The 14,958-nt window shown below is 74.2% G+C and carries 16 protein-coding genes and 1 pseudogene; 10 read left to right on the top strand and 7 right to left on the bottom strand.

The window, feature by feature from the left end:
- The first annotated feature begins 430 nt into the window (after positions 1 to 430).
- The 3 genes from ACFUEL_RS19885 (at position 431) to ACFUEL_RS19875 (ending at position 2,786) form a co-directional block, all read left to right on the top strand.
- On the top strand, positions 431 to 1,273 hold the full coding sequence (locus tag ACFUEL_RS19885) for an alpha/beta fold hydrolase (protein WP_380237689.1): 843 nt from the start codon (positions 431 to 433) through the stop codon (positions 1,271 to 1,273).
- Between the two features lie 481 nt (positions 1,274 to 1,754).
- Positions 1,755 to 1,898, top strand: coding sequence for a hypothetical protein (locus ACFUEL_RS19880; protein ID WP_199528104.1), 144 nt, complete (start codon positions 1,755 to 1,757; stop codon positions 1,896 to 1,898).
- A 249-nt stretch (positions 1,899 to 2,147) separates the two neighbouring features.
- The gene (locus ACFUEL_RS19875; protein ID WP_033211956.1) at positions 2,148 to 2,786 is read left to right on the top strand and encodes a DUF6758 family protein; all 639 of its coding nucleotides are present in this window, start codon (positions 2,148 to 2,150) and stop codon (positions 2,784 to 2,786) included.
- Between the two features lie 29 nt (positions 2,787 to 2,815).
- Here ACFUEL_RS19875 and ACFUEL_RS19870 read toward each other — a convergent pair whose 3' ends face one another.
- Positions 2,816 to 3,901: a HEAT repeat domain-containing protein gene (locus ACFUEL_RS19870; RefSeq protein ID WP_380237687.1), complete on the bottom strand. Its 1,086-nt coding sequence runs from the start codon at positions 3,899 to 3,901 to the stop codon at positions 2,816 to 2,818.
- A gap of 75 nt (positions 3,902 to 3,976) precedes the next feature.
- Between ACFUEL_RS19870 and ACFUEL_RS19865 the strand changes: the two genes are divergently transcribed.
- Positions 3,977 to 4,825, top strand: a complete 849-nt coding sequence (locus tag ACFUEL_RS19865; protein ID WP_380237686.1) for a PHP domain-containing protein — start codon at positions 3,977 to 3,979, stop codon at positions 4,823 to 4,825.
- A gap of 51 nt (positions 4,826 to 4,876) precedes the next feature.
- On the opposite strand, the gene ACFUEL_RS19860 is transcribed toward ACFUEL_RS19865, so the two are convergent.
- A complete protein-coding gene (locus ACFUEL_RS19860) occupies positions 4,877 to 5,521 on the bottom strand; it encodes a suppressor of fused domain protein (protein ID WP_380237685.1) in 645 nt (214 codons plus the stop codon).
- A 436-nt stretch (positions 5,522 to 5,957) separates the two neighbouring features.
- Between ACFUEL_RS19860 and ACFUEL_RS19855 the strand changes: the two genes are divergently transcribed.
- Positions 5,958 to 7,073 carry a magnesium and cobalt transport protein CorA gene (locus ACFUEL_RS19855; RefSeq protein WP_380237684.1) on the top strand — a complete coding sequence of 372 codons (1,116 nt, stop codon included), beginning with the start codon at positions 5,958 to 5,960 and terminating at the stop codon, positions 7,071 to 7,073.
- 46 nt (positions 7,074 to 7,119) lie between these two features.
- Here ACFUEL_RS19855 and ACFUEL_RS19850 read toward each other — a convergent pair whose 3' ends face one another.
- Positions 7,120 to 8,040, bottom strand: coding sequence for a DMT family transporter (locus tag ACFUEL_RS19850; protein WP_380237682.1), 921 nt, complete (start codon positions 8,038 to 8,040; stop codon positions 7,120 to 7,122).
- A 133-nt stretch (positions 8,041 to 8,173) separates the two neighbouring features.
- On the opposite strand from ACFUEL_RS19850, the gene ACFUEL_RS19845 reads away from it, so the two are divergent.
- From ACFUEL_RS19845 to ACFUEL_RS19830, 4 genes are all read left to right on the top strand, one after another.
- A complete protein-coding gene (locus ACFUEL_RS19845; RefSeq protein ID WP_380237681.1) occupies positions 8,174 to 8,707 on the top strand; it encodes a hypothetical protein in 534 nt (177 codons plus the stop codon).
- 554 nt (positions 8,708 to 9,261) lie between these two features.
- Positions 9,262 to 10,584, top strand: a complete 1,323-nt coding sequence (locus ACFUEL_RS19840) for a magnesium transporter MgtE N-terminal domain-containing protein (RefSeq protein WP_380237679.1) — start codon at positions 9,262 to 9,264, stop codon at positions 10,582 to 10,584.
- A gap of 76 nt (positions 10,585 to 10,660) precedes the next feature.
- The gene (locus tag ACFUEL_RS19835; protein WP_380237691.1) at positions 10,661 to 11,209 is read left to right on the top strand and encodes a DUF1003 domain-containing protein; all 549 of its coding nucleotides are present in this window, start codon (positions 10,661 to 10,663) and stop codon (positions 11,207 to 11,209) included.
- 56 nt (positions 11,210 to 11,265) lie between these two features.
- Positions 11,266 to 12,426: an Mrp/NBP35 family ATP-binding protein gene (locus ACFUEL_RS19830; RefSeq protein ID WP_380237678.1), complete on the top strand. Its 1,161-nt coding sequence runs from the start codon at positions 11,266 to 11,268 to the stop codon at positions 12,424 to 12,426.
- A 58-nt stretch (positions 12,427 to 12,484) separates the two neighbouring features.
- Here ACFUEL_RS19830 and ACFUEL_RS19825 read toward each other — a convergent pair whose 3' ends face one another.
- Positions 12,485 to 12,718, bottom strand: coding sequence for a hypothetical protein (locus tag ACFUEL_RS19825; RefSeq protein ID WP_380237676.1), 234 nt, complete (start codon positions 12,716 to 12,718; stop codon positions 12,485 to 12,487).
- Positions 12,719 to 12,826: 108 nt separating this feature from the next.
- Between ACFUEL_RS19825 and ACFUEL_RS19820 the strand changes: the two genes are divergently transcribed.
- Entirely contained in the window at positions 12,827 to 13,186 is a 360-nt protein-coding gene (locus ACFUEL_RS19820; protein WP_380237675.1) for a hypothetical protein, read from the top strand.
- Positions 13,187 to 13,199: 13 nt separating this feature from the next.
- Here ACFUEL_RS19820 and ACFUEL_RS19815 read toward each other — a convergent pair whose 3' ends face one another.
- From ACFUEL_RS19815 to ACFUEL_RS19805, 3 genes and pseudogenes are all read right to left on the bottom strand, one after another.
- Positions 13,200 to 13,886, bottom strand: coding sequence for a hypothetical protein (locus ACFUEL_RS19815; protein ID WP_380237673.1), 687 nt, complete (start codon positions 13,884 to 13,886; stop codon positions 13,200 to 13,202).
- 173 nt (positions 13,887 to 14,059) lie between these two features.
- Positions 14,060 to 14,485 carry a sec-independent translocase gene (locus ACFUEL_RS19810; protein WP_380237671.1) on the bottom strand — a complete coding sequence of 142 codons (426 nt, stop codon included), beginning with the start codon at positions 14,483 to 14,485 and terminating at the stop codon, positions 14,060 to 14,062.
- Positions 14,486 to 14,617: 132 nt separating this feature from the next.
- Positions 14,618 to 14,958: pseudogene (locus tag ACFUEL_RS19805) on the bottom strand (hypothetical protein); the annotation flags it as partial.

Here is a 14,958-nt window from a genome sequence, read left to right as displayed (position 1 = left end):
CTCCCCGCAAGCGCACCACCAAGAAGGCCGCCGCCGCGGTGGAGGCCCCCGCCGAAGAAGCCGCAGCCGCCCCGGCCCCGCGCAAGCGGGCCGCCAAGAAGGCCGTGGCCACCGCCGCCGAGGAGATCCCGGCCCCGCGCCGGACCCGCAAGGCCGTGGAGAAGTAACCAGCACCACCCCGCAGGGGAGGGCCGACACCACGTAGCCCCTCCCCTGCGGCGTTCCCGCCCACCCCGCGACCTCGCGGACGCTCACCTGCCGCCGCGCGCGGTTCCCCGCGCCCCTGGATGCACCGCCCCGCCGGCCGCGGCAGCGCCCGTCCGCGCCACCCCCGCCGGGTCGTCGCGGCTCTCCCCTGCCGGCGGTGCCGTTCGCCGTAGGGTGGCCACCGAGACGTCGGGTGACCGGAGATGATGAGGGGCCGCAGCGGATGAGTACGCCGCCGTTCTTGAAGTTGCCGTCGTGTGCGCGGGCGGTCCGGGTGGCGGGGTTGGCCGCGCTGTGGGGGGAGCCGGTGGGGGCGGTGCGGGGGACGGCGTTGCTGGTGCCGGGGTTCTCGGGGAGCAAGGAGGACTTCATCGCGCTGCTGGAGCCGCTCGCGGAGGCGGGTTTCCGGACGGTCGCGGTGGACCAGCGGGGCCAGTACGAGTCCGGCGGCCCGGACGATCCGGCCGCGTACGCGGTGGCGGCGCTGGGGGCGGACGTGCGGGCGGTGACGGCCGGGCTGGGGGTGGCGGGGCCGGTGCACCTGCTGGGGCACTCGTTCGGGGGGCAGGTGGTGCGCGAGGCGGTGCTCGCGGCGCCGGAGGACCTGCCGTGGGCGTCGTTGACGCTGATGTCGACCGGGGCGGGGGCGATCGCCCCGGCGGAGGCGGCGCGGACGGCGATGCTGCTGGAGGCGCTGGACTCGATGGACCTGGAGTCGATCTGGCAGGTGATGCGGCAGCTGGAGGGCGAGCGGGTGCCGCCGCTGGATCCGGAGGTCGCGGACTTCCTGCACCGCCGCTGGCTGGCGAACGGCCCGGTGGCGCTGAAGGCGATGGCGGCGCACCTGGTGTCGGCCCCGGACCGGGTGGACGAGCTGGCGGCGGTGCGGCTGCGGAAGCTGGTGCTGTCCGGGGAGCAGGACTACGCGTGGCCGGTCGAGGAGCAGTCCGCGATGGCGGAGCGGCTGGGTGCGCGGCGGCTGGTGGTGTCCGGTGCGGGGCACTCCCCCAACGCGGAGCAGCCGGCCGCGACGGCCGAGGCGCTGGCCGCGTTCTGGTCGGCCTGACGCCCGGCCCGGCACCCGGCCCGACGCCCGGCCTGCCCCGGCCGGGTGGTCCGTGACGCCGGTCGCCGGTCGCCGGGATTTTCCGGTCGGATCCCGTCCACGGGCGGGTCTCCTGACCGTCGTTCAGAAGTCGGCCCCGGTTTTCACGCGACAAGAATCGTTAGCTCGGGTAATATTTGATTTCGTCCGGGATCAACACCCTCCGACGGCCGCACCCTCCTCCGGCCGCCGAAACCACGGATTTACCGGCGGGCAACCGCCGGGTAGCAGCGTCGCGGCACGGTGGATCCGGGGCACCACAGCCTCCCTCCGGTGCCGCAAGGGAAAGTGCCGCTGAACGAGTCCTGCCTGAGAGTGGGGGGAGCGACGGGTGACCGCACCTGCCGGACGTCCGACCCAGCCAACGCCGACGAGCCACCGCCCGGTGGCCGACCGTCGGCCGAGTCCGCCTCGGACCCCGAGGACGGGAAGGGAGAGGCCCATGCGTTTCGAGATCCTCCGCCTGGATCACGCGGGGACGGAGAGCGATCGGCTGATCGCCGACGCGGAGACCGTCTCCGAGTACCTGAAGGCCGCCGCACAGACCGGCGAGCGCCTGTACATCCGGCCGTGCAAGGCCGTGTGAGCGGACGCGGCAGGGCTTCCGAGTCCTCCGACGTTCCGATACCCGGCTGACGCCCCGTCACCGCAGGAGACCCCTGGGACGACGGGGCGTCAGTCTGTTCGGGGGCCGCCACCTGCGGGGGTTTGACGGGGGGCGTGCCGGGACATCACCTCTGCCGGACCCGGGCCGTTGCCGGGGGCGGCTCGTGACGCACTCCTTACGGGTGATCGTCCTTGACGCAGCTGTCCGGAGGGAGGACCGTTGTCGGTTATGAGGGGCGAGCCAAGCTGCCCGAGGTGCGCCGGTCGGGTCCGCGCCCCCGGTCTCTTCTCCGACACCTGGCAGTGCGACCTGCACGGTGCCGTGCACCCGATGCAGCCGGTGCTGCCCCCCAGCATCGAGGCCCTGAACGTGGCGGTGAACCGCTCGCAGGTGCCGGTCTGGCTGCCCTGGCCGCTGCCGGTGGGCTGGCTGTTCACCGGGATCGCGCACGCGGGCGACGACCTGTCCGGCGCCCGGGCCACCGCCGTCGCCTGTTCCGGCCCGGCCCCGCTGGGCGGCTTCGGCGAGCTGGTGCTGGTGGCCGAGGAGCTGGGCATCGGCCTGGGGGCCCGCTACGCGGGGCTGGACGGGCCGGATCCGGGTGATTCGGTGGCGCTGTACAAGCCGGCCGACGCGAAGTTGATGGCGGCGGGCCGGCCGACCCCGATGTTCCACGTGCCGGGCGCGCCGGACGACCGGGCGGTGTACGTCGGCGAGGCCCGCGGCCTGTGGCTGTGGGCGATCGCCTGGCCCGAGCAGTCGGCGCTGCTGATGCACGACGAGCTGGTGCTGACCGACCTGCGGGACGCGGGGGCCGAGCTCGGCCTGCTGCCCTGCGGGGCGCTCTCGCCCCGGCTGCTGGGCTGAGCCCGGGGCCCGGCCCCCCGGCCCGCGGCTCAGATCTCCAGCGCGTTGTAGAACTCGCCGTGCCCGAAACCGGGTTCGGTCACCAGCAGCCAGCCGTGGCCGCTGCGCGGGGTGTCCTCGTCGATCCGGTCCGGGTCGATGCTGCTCCGGGCGGCCGCCTCCGCGGAGTCGGTCTCCATAGAGGCACCGGGCGTCTCCCCCTCGTCCGGGTCCCAGTACGGGTCCTCGGTCTGCGGCCGCTCCCAGGGCAGCGGTTCCCCGGTCCACTCCGGGTCGCCCTCGGCGGCGTAGGAGCGGACGACGCCCCGGCCGCGTTCGGCGATCACCCAGTGGTGGGCCTCCCCGAAGTCGCCCTTGTAGTGGAAGTGCGCCCGGCCGCAGGCTTCGGCGACCCGTACGACCAGGTCGTTGTCGAAGCAGGTCAGCATCAGGTGGTTGCCGAAGAACAGCCGCCAGCCGGCGAACTCGGGCGTGACGAAGACCCGGCGCACGGTCCGCTTCGTGCCGTCGTCGTCGACCATCTCGACCTCGTCGGACAGCGGGTTGGTCCGGCCCATCGCCAGGGTGGCGGGGACGGGGTCGTGCAGGCCGAGCACCTCGAAGGCCGCCCGGTACTCCTCCCCCGGCACCGCCAGCCAGCAGTACTCCCACTCCTCCTCCGTGGCCTGCTCGTCCAGCAGCTTGATGTCCACCAGCCGCCGGATCGCGGCCCGGTCGCGCTCGGTGAGCCGCTCGGCCTCGCCGAGCAGGGCGAGGGCGTGCAGGGCGTGCCGGCGCAGCCGGCCGGGGCCCTGGGCGCGGATGGCCAGCAGTTCGGGGACGGCGGCGGAGCCGATCCGCTTCACCACCTCGCCCGCCTGGTACTGGCGCTGCTTGCTGCCGAAGCACTCCAGGACGGGCCGCAGCGCCGGCAGCGCGGCGGGGCCGAACCCCCCCAGGGTGTGCAGCACCGCATAGCGCGCCCCGTCGTTCGGGTGGTCGATCAGGCCGACCAGTTCGTCGAGGTACTCGGGGCCGAACTTCCCCAGCAGCCAGTTGAGTTGGCTCGAATGCACATCGGGCTCGGCGGCCAGGGCGGCCCGCAGGGCCTCGGCCGGACCGTTCGTCGTCTCCATGCGAACAGCCTAGGGGGGCGGTCTGACGGGCCGTCCGCTGCCCCCGGCCCCGGCGGGCTCCCTATCCTGGGCGGCATGCGCATCGACCTGCACACCCACAGCAACGCCTCCGACGGCACCGACTCCCCGGCCGAACTGGTCGCCAACGCGGTCGCGGCCGGGCTGGACGTGGTGGCGCTGACCGACCACGACACGGTGGCCGGGCACGCGGAGGCGGCGGCCGCGGTGGCCGGCACGGGGCTGGTGCTGGTGCCGGGCGCGGAGCTGTCCTGCCAGGTGGGCGGCGTCAGCATGCACCTGCTGGCGTACCTGTTCGACCCGGCGGAGCCGGCCTTCGCGGCCGAGCGGGAGCTGGTGCGCACCGACCGGTTCCGGCGCGGGCGGGCGATCGTGGAGCGCTGCCGGGAGCTGGGGGCGCCGATCAGCTGGGAGCAGGTGGCGCGGATCGCGGGCGACGGCTCGGTGGGGCGTCCGCACATCGCCTCGGCGCTGGTGGAGGCGGGCGTGGTGGCGAGCGTCTCGGACGCGTTCACGCCCGAGTGGCTGGCCAACGGCGGGCGGGCGGACGTCCGCAAGCACGAGACCGACCCGGTGGCGGCGGTCCGGCTGGTGCGGGCGGCGGGCGGGGTGCCGGTGTTCGCGCACCCGGGGGCGGTGAAGCGCGGGCGGACGGTGTCGGACGCGGTGATCGCCGAGCTGGCGGCGGCCGGGCTGGGCGGGCTGGAGGTCGACCACACCGACCACGACGAGGAGACCAGGGCCCGGCTGCGCAGCCTGGCGGCCGAACTGGGGCTGTTCACCACCGGCTCCAGCGACTACCACGGCAGCCGCAAGACCGTCCGGCTGGGCGAGCACACCACCGACCCGGCCGCGTACGAGGAGCTGCTGGCGCAGGCGAAGGGGGCCGCGCCGATCACCGGCTGACCGGGCGGCCGGCCCCCGTCGGCCCGGCCGCCCGTCGCCCGCGCGTCCCGGTCAGTCCAGCGGGACGCCGCGGCGGGCGGGGTCGCGCAGGTCGGTGCCGTGCTTCAGCCAGCGCTCCTGGAGCGCCTCGGCGCCCTGGACGCGCTTGAAGGCGGCCTCGTTGGGGGTCATCGGCAGCAGCGGCAGGAAGCGCACCGGGTCGGCCGGTTCGGGCAGTTCGAGGTCCTCGACCAGGCCGCCGGGCTCGGCGGCCAGCACCGAGGTGAACGGGGCGCCGGCCCACAGCGGGGAGCCCAGGTCGAGCGAGCCGCCGGGGGCCACCACCAGGCCCTCGACCTGCGGGCTGGCGGCGAGCACGGCGAGCGCCCGGTGCACCTCGTCGCGGCCGCCGCGGACGGTCAGCAGCAGCTCGGCGCGCGGGCCGCGCACCGGGTCGGCGACCGGGGAGGTCGGGTCGGCCATCGGGGCGGCGGCCATGCCGAGCGTCGCGTAGCGGACCAGGCCGTCGGTGTCCGGGCCGAAGCGCAGCACCTCGATCCGGTCCGCGCCGACGAAGGTGACCGCGGCCCGGCCGGTGGGTTCGCCGAAGGTGCCGGTCAGCCGGGCCTCGACCAGGGTGAGGACGGTCTGCCGGGTCGGGCCGGAGCCGCCACCGGGCTGCGAGAAGCCGCCGAAGTGCGGGAAGTCGTGCGCCATGCCGCGACCTTAGCGCGGGCGGGCCGTGTCGAACCTTGGCGCGAGCTTTACCCGGCGGACGACGAATGCCGGGCGCGGCGCCGGGAAGAGCTGTTAATGTGAGCGGTCGGCCTTGTGAATACGAACCAGGGCCGCGACGGCCCCCGCGCGGGCCCCGGCGTGGAGGAGGTGGTCACGGTGGACAGCAGTCGACCATGCAGTACCGGCAGCTCTCTCCGGCCCACCCCGGCCCGCCGCTCCCGCGACTGACCAGGGCCACCCGCAGCGTCGCGCGCGGCCGAGAGAGCACCTTCCCCGGGTCTGATCCGACGAAACCCGCCCAGCGAACGGCTTTCTGACACTTCCTCAGCCCCGGCGTGTCCACCGGTGTTTTCCGCCGTCGCGTTCCCCCGGCACGTCCCGGGGCGCGCCGGTCCGGCCCTAGGGAGCCCGTGCCATGTCGATGATGCACAACCTGCGCGCCGCCGTCGTCCGTCCAGCCCGCCGCCGGGTCGGCGACGCGTTCGAGTCGAAGCCCGGCGACACCCCGTCCGCGGTGGTGGACTGCGCCGTCTACCAGCAGGGCAAGCGGGCCGCCGAGACCTGCAGCCCGCGCGAGGCCGCCCGGCAGGTGAAGGCGGCGCACCAGTCGGCGCCCGGTTCGTTCAGCTGGATCGGCCTGCACGAGCCGACCGAGGCCGAGTTCGAGGGCATCGCGCAGCGCTTCGGCCTGCACCCGCTGGCCGTGGAGGACGCGGTGCACGCGCACCAGCGCCCCAAGGTCGAGCGGTACGACGGCATGCTGTTCGCGGTGTTCAAGACCGTCCGCTACGTCGAGCACGAGCAGCTCACCCCGACCAGCGAGGTGATCGAGACCGGCGAGCTGATGGTCTTCGCCGGGCCGGACTTCGTGATCACCGTCCGGCACGGCGCGCACTCCTCGCTGCGCGAGCTGCGCCACCGCCTGGAGGCCGACGCCGAGGGCACCGGCCTGCTCGCCAAGGGCCCGGCCGCCGTGCTGCACGCGATCGCCGACCACGTGGTGGACAACTACCTGCTGGTCGCCGACCGCCTGCAGAACGACGTGGACGAGATCGAGTACGACGTGTTCGCCAACAAGGGCGGCCGCGGCGCGGACGTCGGCCGGGTCTACCAGCTCAAGCGCGAGGTGCTGGAGTTCAAGCGGGCCGTCACCCCGCTGCTGCGGCCGATGCTCCAGCTGTCCGAGCCCACCGCGCGGCTGGTCGACCTCGACATGCAGAAGTACTTCCGGGACGTCGCCGACCACCTGGCCCGGGTCAGCGAGCAGGTGCAGGGCTTCGACGAACTGCTGAACTCGCTGCTGCAGGCCAACCTGGCGCAGGTCTCGGTCGCCCAGAACGAGGACATGCGCAAGATCACCGCCTGGGCCGCGATCTTCGCCGTCCCGACCATGATCACCGGTGTGTACGGGATGAACTTCGAGAACATGCCGGAGCTGAAGTCGACGTACGGCTACCCGACGGTGCTCGGCGCGATCGTGGTGATCTGCGTCGGCATGTACCGGGGCTTCCGCCGCAACGGCTGGCTGTGACGGCCCGCCGGGCGGGCGGGGCATCGGCGGCGGGGCGGGCGGGGCGTCAGCGGCGCTCCGCCCGGGCCACCAGCACCAGGCCCAGCAGGATCAGCCCCACCGCCGGGTAGGCCGCCGCCGGCGGCCACTGGCCCAGCCACACCGCGGCGATCAGCGCCGCGCCCGGGGTCTCCAGCAGGATCGCCGTCGAGGTGATCGACGGGCCCAGGGTGCGCACCACCCGGTTGCTCAGCGAGTGCCCGAGCAGCTGCGCCGCCACCATCAGCAGGAAGATCTGCCACCACGCCCCCGCCGACCAGCCGCCCAGCCGGACGCCGGTCAGCAGGCAGAGGGCCAGCAGCACGACCGCGCAGGTCGCGTAGCAGACCAGGGTGTACGCGGTGGTCGACACGGTGCGCCGCACCTCCGCGCCCAGCAGCATGTACCCGGCCGCGGCCGCGCCCGCCGCCAGCGCCAGGCCGTCGCCCAGCAGGGCCCGCGAGGAGACCGACAGGTCGACGCCGGTCAGCACCAGCACGCCCGCGAACGCCAGGCCCGTGCCCAGCCACACCAGCCGCGGCGCCCGCACCCCGCACAGCCGCATCAGCAGGATCGTCCACAGCGGGGTGGTGGTCACCAGCGCGGTCGCCGACGCCACCGAGGTCATCCGCAGGCTGGGCATCCACAGCGCGAAGTGCAGCGCCAGCAGCGCGCCCGCCGCCACCGCCAGCGCCAGCGCCCGCCGGGTGATGCCGCGCAGCTCGGCCCGGTGCCGCCACAGCGCGTACGGGCCCAGCACCGCCACCGACATGCCGTTGCGCCAGAACGCGATCGCCAGCGCGGGCGCGACCGTCGCGCTGATCAGCGGTGCGGACAGTGAGATGCCCGCGATCGACACCGCCAGCAGCAGCAGGTCGGTGCGCGGCAGTTGCCGTCCGTCCCCGAGCGCCGGGGGTGCGGCGGGGGTGGTGGTGCTGACGGCGGTCACGGCGCTCCTTCGGGCAGTGTGCGGTGCCTGGTGGTGATGGACGGCATAAACGGTAAGGGCTGTCGGCACGCTACGGCACTGTCGCCCGGGGGATGGGACCGGCCCCGTCCGGCCAAGCCGTACGCTGTGCGGCATGGAGCGTACGACGACCCCGAGCCCGACCGACCTCCTCGACCGGGCCCTGGTGGAAGAAGCCGCCAAGAAGTCCGGCCTGCTCTGGGTCCAGCCCGCCGGGCAGCCGTCCGCCCGCCCGCTCTGGCACGCCTGGCACGACGGCGCGATCGTCGTGGTCGGCGACGGCTCCGAGCAGCCCCTGCACGGCCTCGCCGCGAGCGGCTCCGCCGCGGTGACCCTGCGCAGCAAGGACAAGTGGGGCCGCCTGGTCGCCCTCACCGCCACTGTCACCCGCCTCGAACCCGGCACCCCCGCCTGGGACGGCGCCGTCGAGGAACTCAAGGGCAAGCGCCTCAACGCCCCCGACACCGACACCATCGGCGACCGCTGGGCCCGCGAGTGCCACGTCCTGCGCCTCACCCCCGACGACGCCCCCCTCGCCCCCCTCCCCGACGACGCCCTCACCGCGGCCCCCCTGCCCACCCCGGCCACCACCCGCGAACCGATCCCGGCGGGGCTGCCCAAGATCCTCTTCAAGAAGCGCAAGCGCTGACACGAAGCAGGAACGCAGGAAACCACCGCACCAGACCCGGCGAAGCCAGGGACGGCGGGCAGACCCCCCGAAGCCAGGGGCGCAGGCAGGCTTGGCGAAGCCAGGAGACGGGCAGACCCCGCGAGCCAGGGACGCAGGCAGACTTGGCGAAGCCAGGACACGGGCAGACCCCGCGAGCCAGGGACGCGGGCAGACCCCGCGAAGCCAGGGGCGCGGGGAACTGCGCGAGCAACCAGGCACCCACCGCAAGATCGCGAGGAAACGACAACCCACCGCCCACCTCGCGACCTCGCTGACGTTCACCTCCCGCCTCGCGCAGTTCCCCGCGCCCCTGAATGCACCATCCCGCTCGCCGCAGCGGTTCCCCCTCCCCGAGCGGCGCCCGTCCCGCCCGCCGCAGCGGTTCCCCCTCCCCGAGCGGTACCCGTCCCGCCCGCGCAGCGGTTCCTCGCGCCCCCCGAATAGCACCCTCTCGCCCGCGCCGAGGCGGCTTCCTCCGGCCTCCGCCGCTAGATTTGGGGGGTTGTGTCCGTTTTCGCCGGAGGGAGTCGCGCATGGCGGGGCCAGGCAGCCGGGTCTTCATCTCCCATCTCTCCGGTGTCCCGGTGTTCGACCCGAACGGTGACCAGGTCGGCCGGGTCCGGGACGTGGTGGTCTCGTTGCGGTTGGGCGGGCGGCCGCCGCGCGTGCTGGGGCTGGTGGTGGAGGTGATCGGGCGGCGGCGGATCTTCCTGCCGATGACCCGGGTGACCAGCCTGGAGTCCGGGCAGGTGCTCTCCACCGGGCTGCTGAACATGCGCCGCTTCGAGCAGCGCCCGTCCGAGACGCTGGTGCTGGCCGAGCTGCTGGACCGCACCGTGACCCGCACCAAGACCGCCGACGAGGTGACCGTCCTGGACGTGGCGATGGTGCAGACCCGGCTGCGCGAGTGGGAGATCGACAGGGTCTTCGTGCAGGTCGGCCGTCCGAGCCGGCTGCGCAAGGCGAGGGGTGAGCAGCTGCTGCTGGACTGGTCGGCGGTGACCGGCTTCTCGCTCGCCGAGGAGGGGCAGGGCGCGGCCAACCTGCTTGCCACCTTCGAGCAGTTGCGCCCCGCCGACCTGGCCAACGTCATGCACCACCTGTCGGCGAAGCGCCGGGCCGAGGTCGCCGCCGCGCTGGACGACGACCGGCTGGCCGACGTCCTGGAGGAGCTGCCCGAGGACGACCAGGTGGAGATCATCGGCAAGCTCCAGGAGGAACGCGCCGCCGACATCCTGGAGACCATGGACCCGGACGACGCCGCCGACCTGCTCTCCGAACTCCCGGAGGCGGACGCCGAGCGCCTGCTGCGGCTGATGGAGCCCGCCGAGGCCGAGGAGATGCGCCGCCTGCTCTCCTACGAGGAGGACACCGCGGGCGGCCTGATGACCACCGAGCCCATCGTGCTGGAGCCGGACGCCTCGGTCGCCGAGGCCCTCGCCCGGGTGCGGGTCTCGGACACCAAGCCGGCGCTGGCCGCCCAGGTGTACGTGTGCCGTCCGCCGAACGAGACCCCGACCGGGACGTACCTGGGCACCGTGCACTTCCAGCGCCTGCTGCGCGAACCCCCGTACACCCTGGTCGGCTCGCTGGTCGACGACGACCTGGACCCGCTGCCGCCGAACACCCCGCTGCCGCTGATCACCTCCTACCTGGCCACCTACAACCTGGTGGCCGCGCCGGTGGTCGACGAGGACGACCACCTGCTGGGCGCCGTCACCGTCGACGACGTCCTGGACCACCTGCTGCCGGACGACTGGCGCGAGGGCGCCGCGCACGGCATCGGCACGGGGACGAGCCCGGAGACGAGCCCGGAGACGAGTACGGGAACGAGCGAGGTGCACGGTGGACGGTGACCGCAAGCGCCAGAGCGACGGCACCTCGGGCCAGCGGATCCAGGGCGAGCTGCGCGAGCTGCGGCAACTGCGCGAACTGCGGGCCCGGGAGCAGCGCGGCCGCCGCGAGGAACGCCCCTCCTCCGCCCCCGGCGGCCCCCGCTCCCGGCTGGACCAGCCGCGCACCGGCCGCCCCGGCCTGATCCGGCTGCCCGCCTGGGACCCGGAGGCGTTCGGCAAGCTCTCCGAGCGGATCGCGCGCTTCCTGGGCACCGGCCGGTTCATCGTCTGGATGACGGTGGTGATCATCGCCTGGGTGGTCTGGAACACCCTGCTGCCGGAGTCCGTCCGCTTCGACGACTACCCCTTCATCTTCCTGACCCTGATGCTCTCGCTGCAGGCTTCGTACGCGGCCCCGCTGATCCTGCTCGCGCAGAACCGCCAGGACGACCGGGACCGGGTCAACATGGAGCAGGACCGGGCCCGCAGCGACCGCAACATCGCCGACACCGAGTACCTGACCCGCGAGGTCGCAGCCCTGCGGCAGGGCCTCGGCGAGGTCGCCACCCGCGACTTCGTCCGCTCCGAACTGCAGTCGCTGCTCAAGGAACTGGACGACCGCCGGGAGTCCGCCGACACGCTGTGACCGGCGGCACGCTACCGGCGAGTCGGGGGCGGGGCGCCGCGCCGTACCATCAACACATGGCCAACGAGACAGAGGTGGCGGCCGGGGTGACGGAGCAGTCCGTCCGGGAAGCCCTGGCGAGCGTCCACGACCCGGAGATCAACCGTCCGATCACCGAGATCGGCATGGTGAAGTCCGTCGAGATCGGCGACGGCGGCGCGGTGAAGGTCGCGGTGTACCTCACGGTCTCCGGCTGTCCGATGCGCGAGACGATCACCCAGCGGGTCACCGACGCGGTGTCCGCCGTCCCCGGTGTCACCACGGTCTCCGTCGAGCTCGACGTGATGAGCGAGGAGCAGCGCCGCGAGCTCTCCACCCTGCTGCGCGGCGGCGCCCCCGAGCGGGAGATCCCGTTCGCCAAGCCCGGCACGCTGACCCGGGTCTACGCGGTGGCCTCCGGCAAGGGCGGCGTCGGCAAGTCCTCGGTGACGGTCAACCTGGCGGCGGCGCTGGCCGCGGACGGCCTGAAGGTCGCCGTGGTGGACGCCGACATCTACGGCCACAGCGTGCCCCGGATGCTGGGCGTCGAGGGCCGGCCGACCCAGGTCCAGGACATGATCATGCCGCCGTCGGCGAACGGCGTGAAGGTCATCTCGATCGGCATGTTCACCCCGGGCAACGCCCCGGTCGTATGGCGCGGGCCGATGCTGCACCGCGCCCTCCAGCAGTTCCTCGCCGACGTCTACTGGGGCGACCTCGACGTCCTCCTGCTCGACCTGCCGCCCGGCACCGGCGACATCGCCATCTCGGTCGCGCAGCTCGTCCCGAACGCCGAGATCCTGATCGTCACCACCCCGCAGATGGCCGCCGCCGAGGTCGCCGAGCGGGCCGGCACGATCGCCCTGCAGACCCACCAGAAGATCGTCGGCGTGATCGAGAACATGTCGGGCATGCCCTGCCCGCACTGCGACGAGATGATCGACGTCTTCGGCACCGGCGGCGGCCAGACCGTCGCCGACGCCCTCACCCGCAGCGTCGGCGCCACCGTCCCCGTCCTCGGCTCCATCCCGATCGACGTCCGCCTGCGCGAGGGCGGCGACGACGGCCGCCCGGTCGTCCTCTCCAACCCCGACTCCCCCGCCGGCGCCGCCCTGCGCACCATCGCCGGCAAGCTCTCCGGCCGCCAGCGCGGCCTCTCCGGCCTCTCGCTGGGCCTGACCCCGAAGAACAAGTTCTGACGGCACCCCAGCACGACGGACGGCCCCGGGCACCGCGCCCGGGGCCGTTCGCGTGGGGTCACTCCGAGCGGCGGGCCGGGGGCGTCGAGGCGGTGACGGCCGCGGCCTGGGCGGCGGCGTGATCGGCGGTTGGGCAGTGCGGGTGGGTGCGGATCGCGGCGGCGATCGCGAGCAGGGCCTCGACCTGGGCGAAGGAGGCGGCCTGTTCGGCGGTGAACCTGCCGTTGTAGCGACGGTGGGCCTCGGTCAGCAGTTGCCTGGCCGCGCCGACGTGGATGTCGTAGTTGTCCATCGTCCGTCCCCCTCAGGTCGTGTGGGGCCCACCGTAGCGGCTGCCGGGGCGGCGGAGGTCCGCGCGGCGGTGGCGGAACCGGGAGGGCGGGCGGGGTGTCCACAGGGTGTGGACGGACGACGGAACACGGGGTGCCTGGCGGCGGTGCTGCTGGTGCCGGGGGCGCTGCTGACGCTGCTCAGCACGGTTTTCACCATGGAGCTGGAGGACCCGCTGTTCGTGGGCCTGCGCGACAACACCTCCGGGATCGCGGCGGCGGTGCTGGCCCTGGGCCTGCTGCTGGTGGTGGCCGGGGCCGTGGTCGGCCTGCTCGGCCGCGGCCGCGGGAGCCGGATCGCGGTGGTGGCCGTGGCGGTCCCGCTGCTGCTCTTCGGGGCCTGGCGGGCGACGGTGCTGGCCCCGATGCTGGACTGCGACGGCGGCCTGATCGCCCGGCAGGACGACGGCTCGTACGAGTGCTACGGGTGAGGCGCGGCGGGCGCTACCGCCCGTCGTACGCCCCGAGGTCGGCGACGGTGGTGAAGCCGACGCCGTACGCGGACACCGAGCGGCCGTAGGCGCCGATCAGGACGCCGGGGGCCTCGCCGGCCAGGACCCAGCCGTGTTCGGACTCGCGGTAGCGGAAGGGCTGCGGGAGGCCGTTGACGGGCAGGGTGAGGGTGGACCAGGCGGGGCCTTCGAGGTCGTCGGCCAGGTCCCAGGCGAGGGCGGACTGCTGGTCGAGCCAGTTCTGCCGCAGGGTGCGGTCGAGGTTGCCGGGCCAGGTCGCGGCGAGCAGGCCGGAGCCGGCCAGCCAGGCGGCGGAGGAGGCGGAGGTGGCCTCCAGGGTGCCGGTGTCGTCGGCGCTGCGGCGCACGTCGCGGCGGGCGACGGTGACGACCACGGCGAAGCGGCGGGTGTCGCGCGTCTCGGGGCCGCGGGCGGGCTCGTCGCCGTGGCCGAGGGTCCCGTAGTCGGGGGTGCCGGTGTCGGCGGCGCGCTGGCCGGTGCCGACCTGGCCGAGCCAGCGGCGCCCGGTCCAGCCCTCGTCGAGGCCGTACCAGGGGAAGTCGGCGGCGCGGTAGCCGGCCAGCGGGTCGGCGGCGCGGCGGGCGGCGGGGGCGCCTGCCGTACGGTGCGTGACGTCCACTGCGGGCCTCTCCTCTGCTGTGCTCCCCGGGCGCTCCATGGTCGCGCACCCGGGCCCCCGCGTCCGGGAAACCGGGCCGGACGCGGCCGGTCGTGACGGAACCCACAGGGTCCGCCGTCCGGAGGGGCAGGGGAAACGATAGCGGCGCGGACGGCGATGCCCCGCCTTGCCGGGGCAGGACGGGGCGTCGTCGGGATCGGGCGGCCGGGGCCTCAGGTCGCGTCGGGGTCGAACGGGGGGCGTTCGCCGGCGGCCAGGGCGGGGCCGGGGTCGGCGGCCTTGGAGAAGTCCACCGAGGCGCTGGGCGTCCGGGTGGAGCCGCCGGTGCCGCCGCCGTTCAGCGCGGACTTGATGTCGACGCTGTCCTTGAGGTCCTTGAGCCCGAGCGGGTCGTCGCCGTCGCCGATCAGCTGCTTGCGGACGAAGGTCTTCGGGTTGAGGTCCTCGAAGTCGAAGTTCTGGAACTCCGGCCCGAGTTCGCTGCGGATGTCCTCCTTCGCGCTGTCCGCGAAGGAGCGGACCTTGCGGATGAAGCCCATCGTGTCCTGGATCAGCTTGGGGAGCTTGTCCGGGCCGAAGATCACGATGGCCATGACGATGACCGTCACGACCTCCAGTCCGCCTATGTCTCCGAACACCTGAACTCCCAGCACCCGACAACGCTGAACCAAGGGTAAACGCGGGCGGCCGTCCCCCCGGTCCCCGGAGGATGAAACCGTGGTAAAGACCACCCGGGTGACCGGCGTCGACGGCGTGCCGGTGAAGGCAGGCTAGCGCAGGAGTTGCCGCGGGTCACCGGTGGGCGGGGACGACGCCTCCAGCTGGTAGCGGGCGCGCAGCGGGTAGTCCTGCACGTCCACCGGCCGCTGGGCGTTCACCGGGACGATCGCCCCGCCGACCGGGGTGACGCTGGTGGGCTGCCGTTCGGTGCCCTGGCCCGCCGTGACGCCGCCGACCCCGCCGAGGGTGACGGCCGCGACCGAGAACGCCCCGGCGGCGGCGAACACCAGCCGGCGGCCGCGCGCGGCGGGTGGCCGGGCGGCGGGCGGCTCGCCGAGGGCGGCGGCCAGCGGGCGCGGCAGCGCGTCCGGCCGGCGGCGCGGTGCGGCGG

The organism is Kitasatospora sp. NPDC057198, from assembly GCF_042670125.1.
In the GTDB taxonomy this organism is placed as follows: Bacteria; Actinomycetota; Actinomycetes; order Streptomycetales; family Streptomycetaceae; genus Kitasatospora.
Note: the sequence above shows the minus strand (reverse complement) of the source record. Positions and strands in the feature narration are given on the sequence as shown.

Bases quoted from the DNA above. Each gene is read 5' to 3' on its own strand.
- ACFUEL_RS19885 (WP_380237689.1), top strand. From the start codon at position 431: ATGAGTACGCCGCCGTTCTTGAAGTTGCCGTCGTGTGCGCGGGCGGTC.
- ACFUEL_RS19880 (WP_199528104.1), top strand. From the start codon at position 1,755: ATGCGTTTCGAGATCCTCCGCCTGGATCACGCGGGGACGGAGAGCGAT.
- ACFUEL_RS19875 (WP_033211956.1), top strand. From the start codon at position 2,148: ATGAGGGGCGAGCCAAGCTGCCCGAGGTGCGCCGGTCGGGTCCGCGCC.
- ACFUEL_RS19870 (WP_380237687.1), bottom strand. From the start codon at position 3,901: ATGGAGACGACGAACGGTCCGGCCGAGGCCCTGCGGGCCGCCCTGGCC.
- ACFUEL_RS19865 (WP_380237686.1), top strand. From the start codon at position 3,977: ATGCGCATCGACCTGCACACCCACAGCAACGCCTCCGACGGCACCGAC.
- ACFUEL_RS19860 (WP_380237685.1), bottom strand. From the start codon at position 5,521: ATGGCGCACGACTTCCCGCACTTCGGCGGCTTCTCGCAGCCCGGTGGC.
- ACFUEL_RS19855 (WP_380237684.1), top strand. From the start codon at position 5,958: ATGTCGATGATGCACAACCTGCGCGCCGCCGTCGTCCGTCCAGCCCGC.
- ACFUEL_RS19845 (WP_380237681.1), top strand. From the start codon at position 8,174: ATGGAGCGTACGACGACCCCGAGCCCGACCGACCTCCTCGACCGGGCC.
- ACFUEL_RS19840 (WP_380237679.1), top strand. From the start codon at position 9,262: ATGGCGGGGCCAGGCAGCCGGGTCTTCATCTCCCATCTCTCCGGTGTC.
- ACFUEL_RS19830 (WP_380237678.1), top strand. From the start codon at position 11,266: ATGGCCAACGAGACAGAGGTGGCGGCCGGGGTGACGGAGCAGTCCGTC.
- ACFUEL_RS19825 (WP_380237676.1), bottom strand. From the start codon at position 12,718: ATGGACAACTACGACATCCACGTCGGCGCGGCCAGGCAACTGCTGACC.
- ACFUEL_RS19815 (WP_380237673.1), bottom strand. From the start codon at position 13,886: ATGGAGCGCCCGGGGAGCACAGCAGAGGAGAGGCCCGCAGTGGACGTC.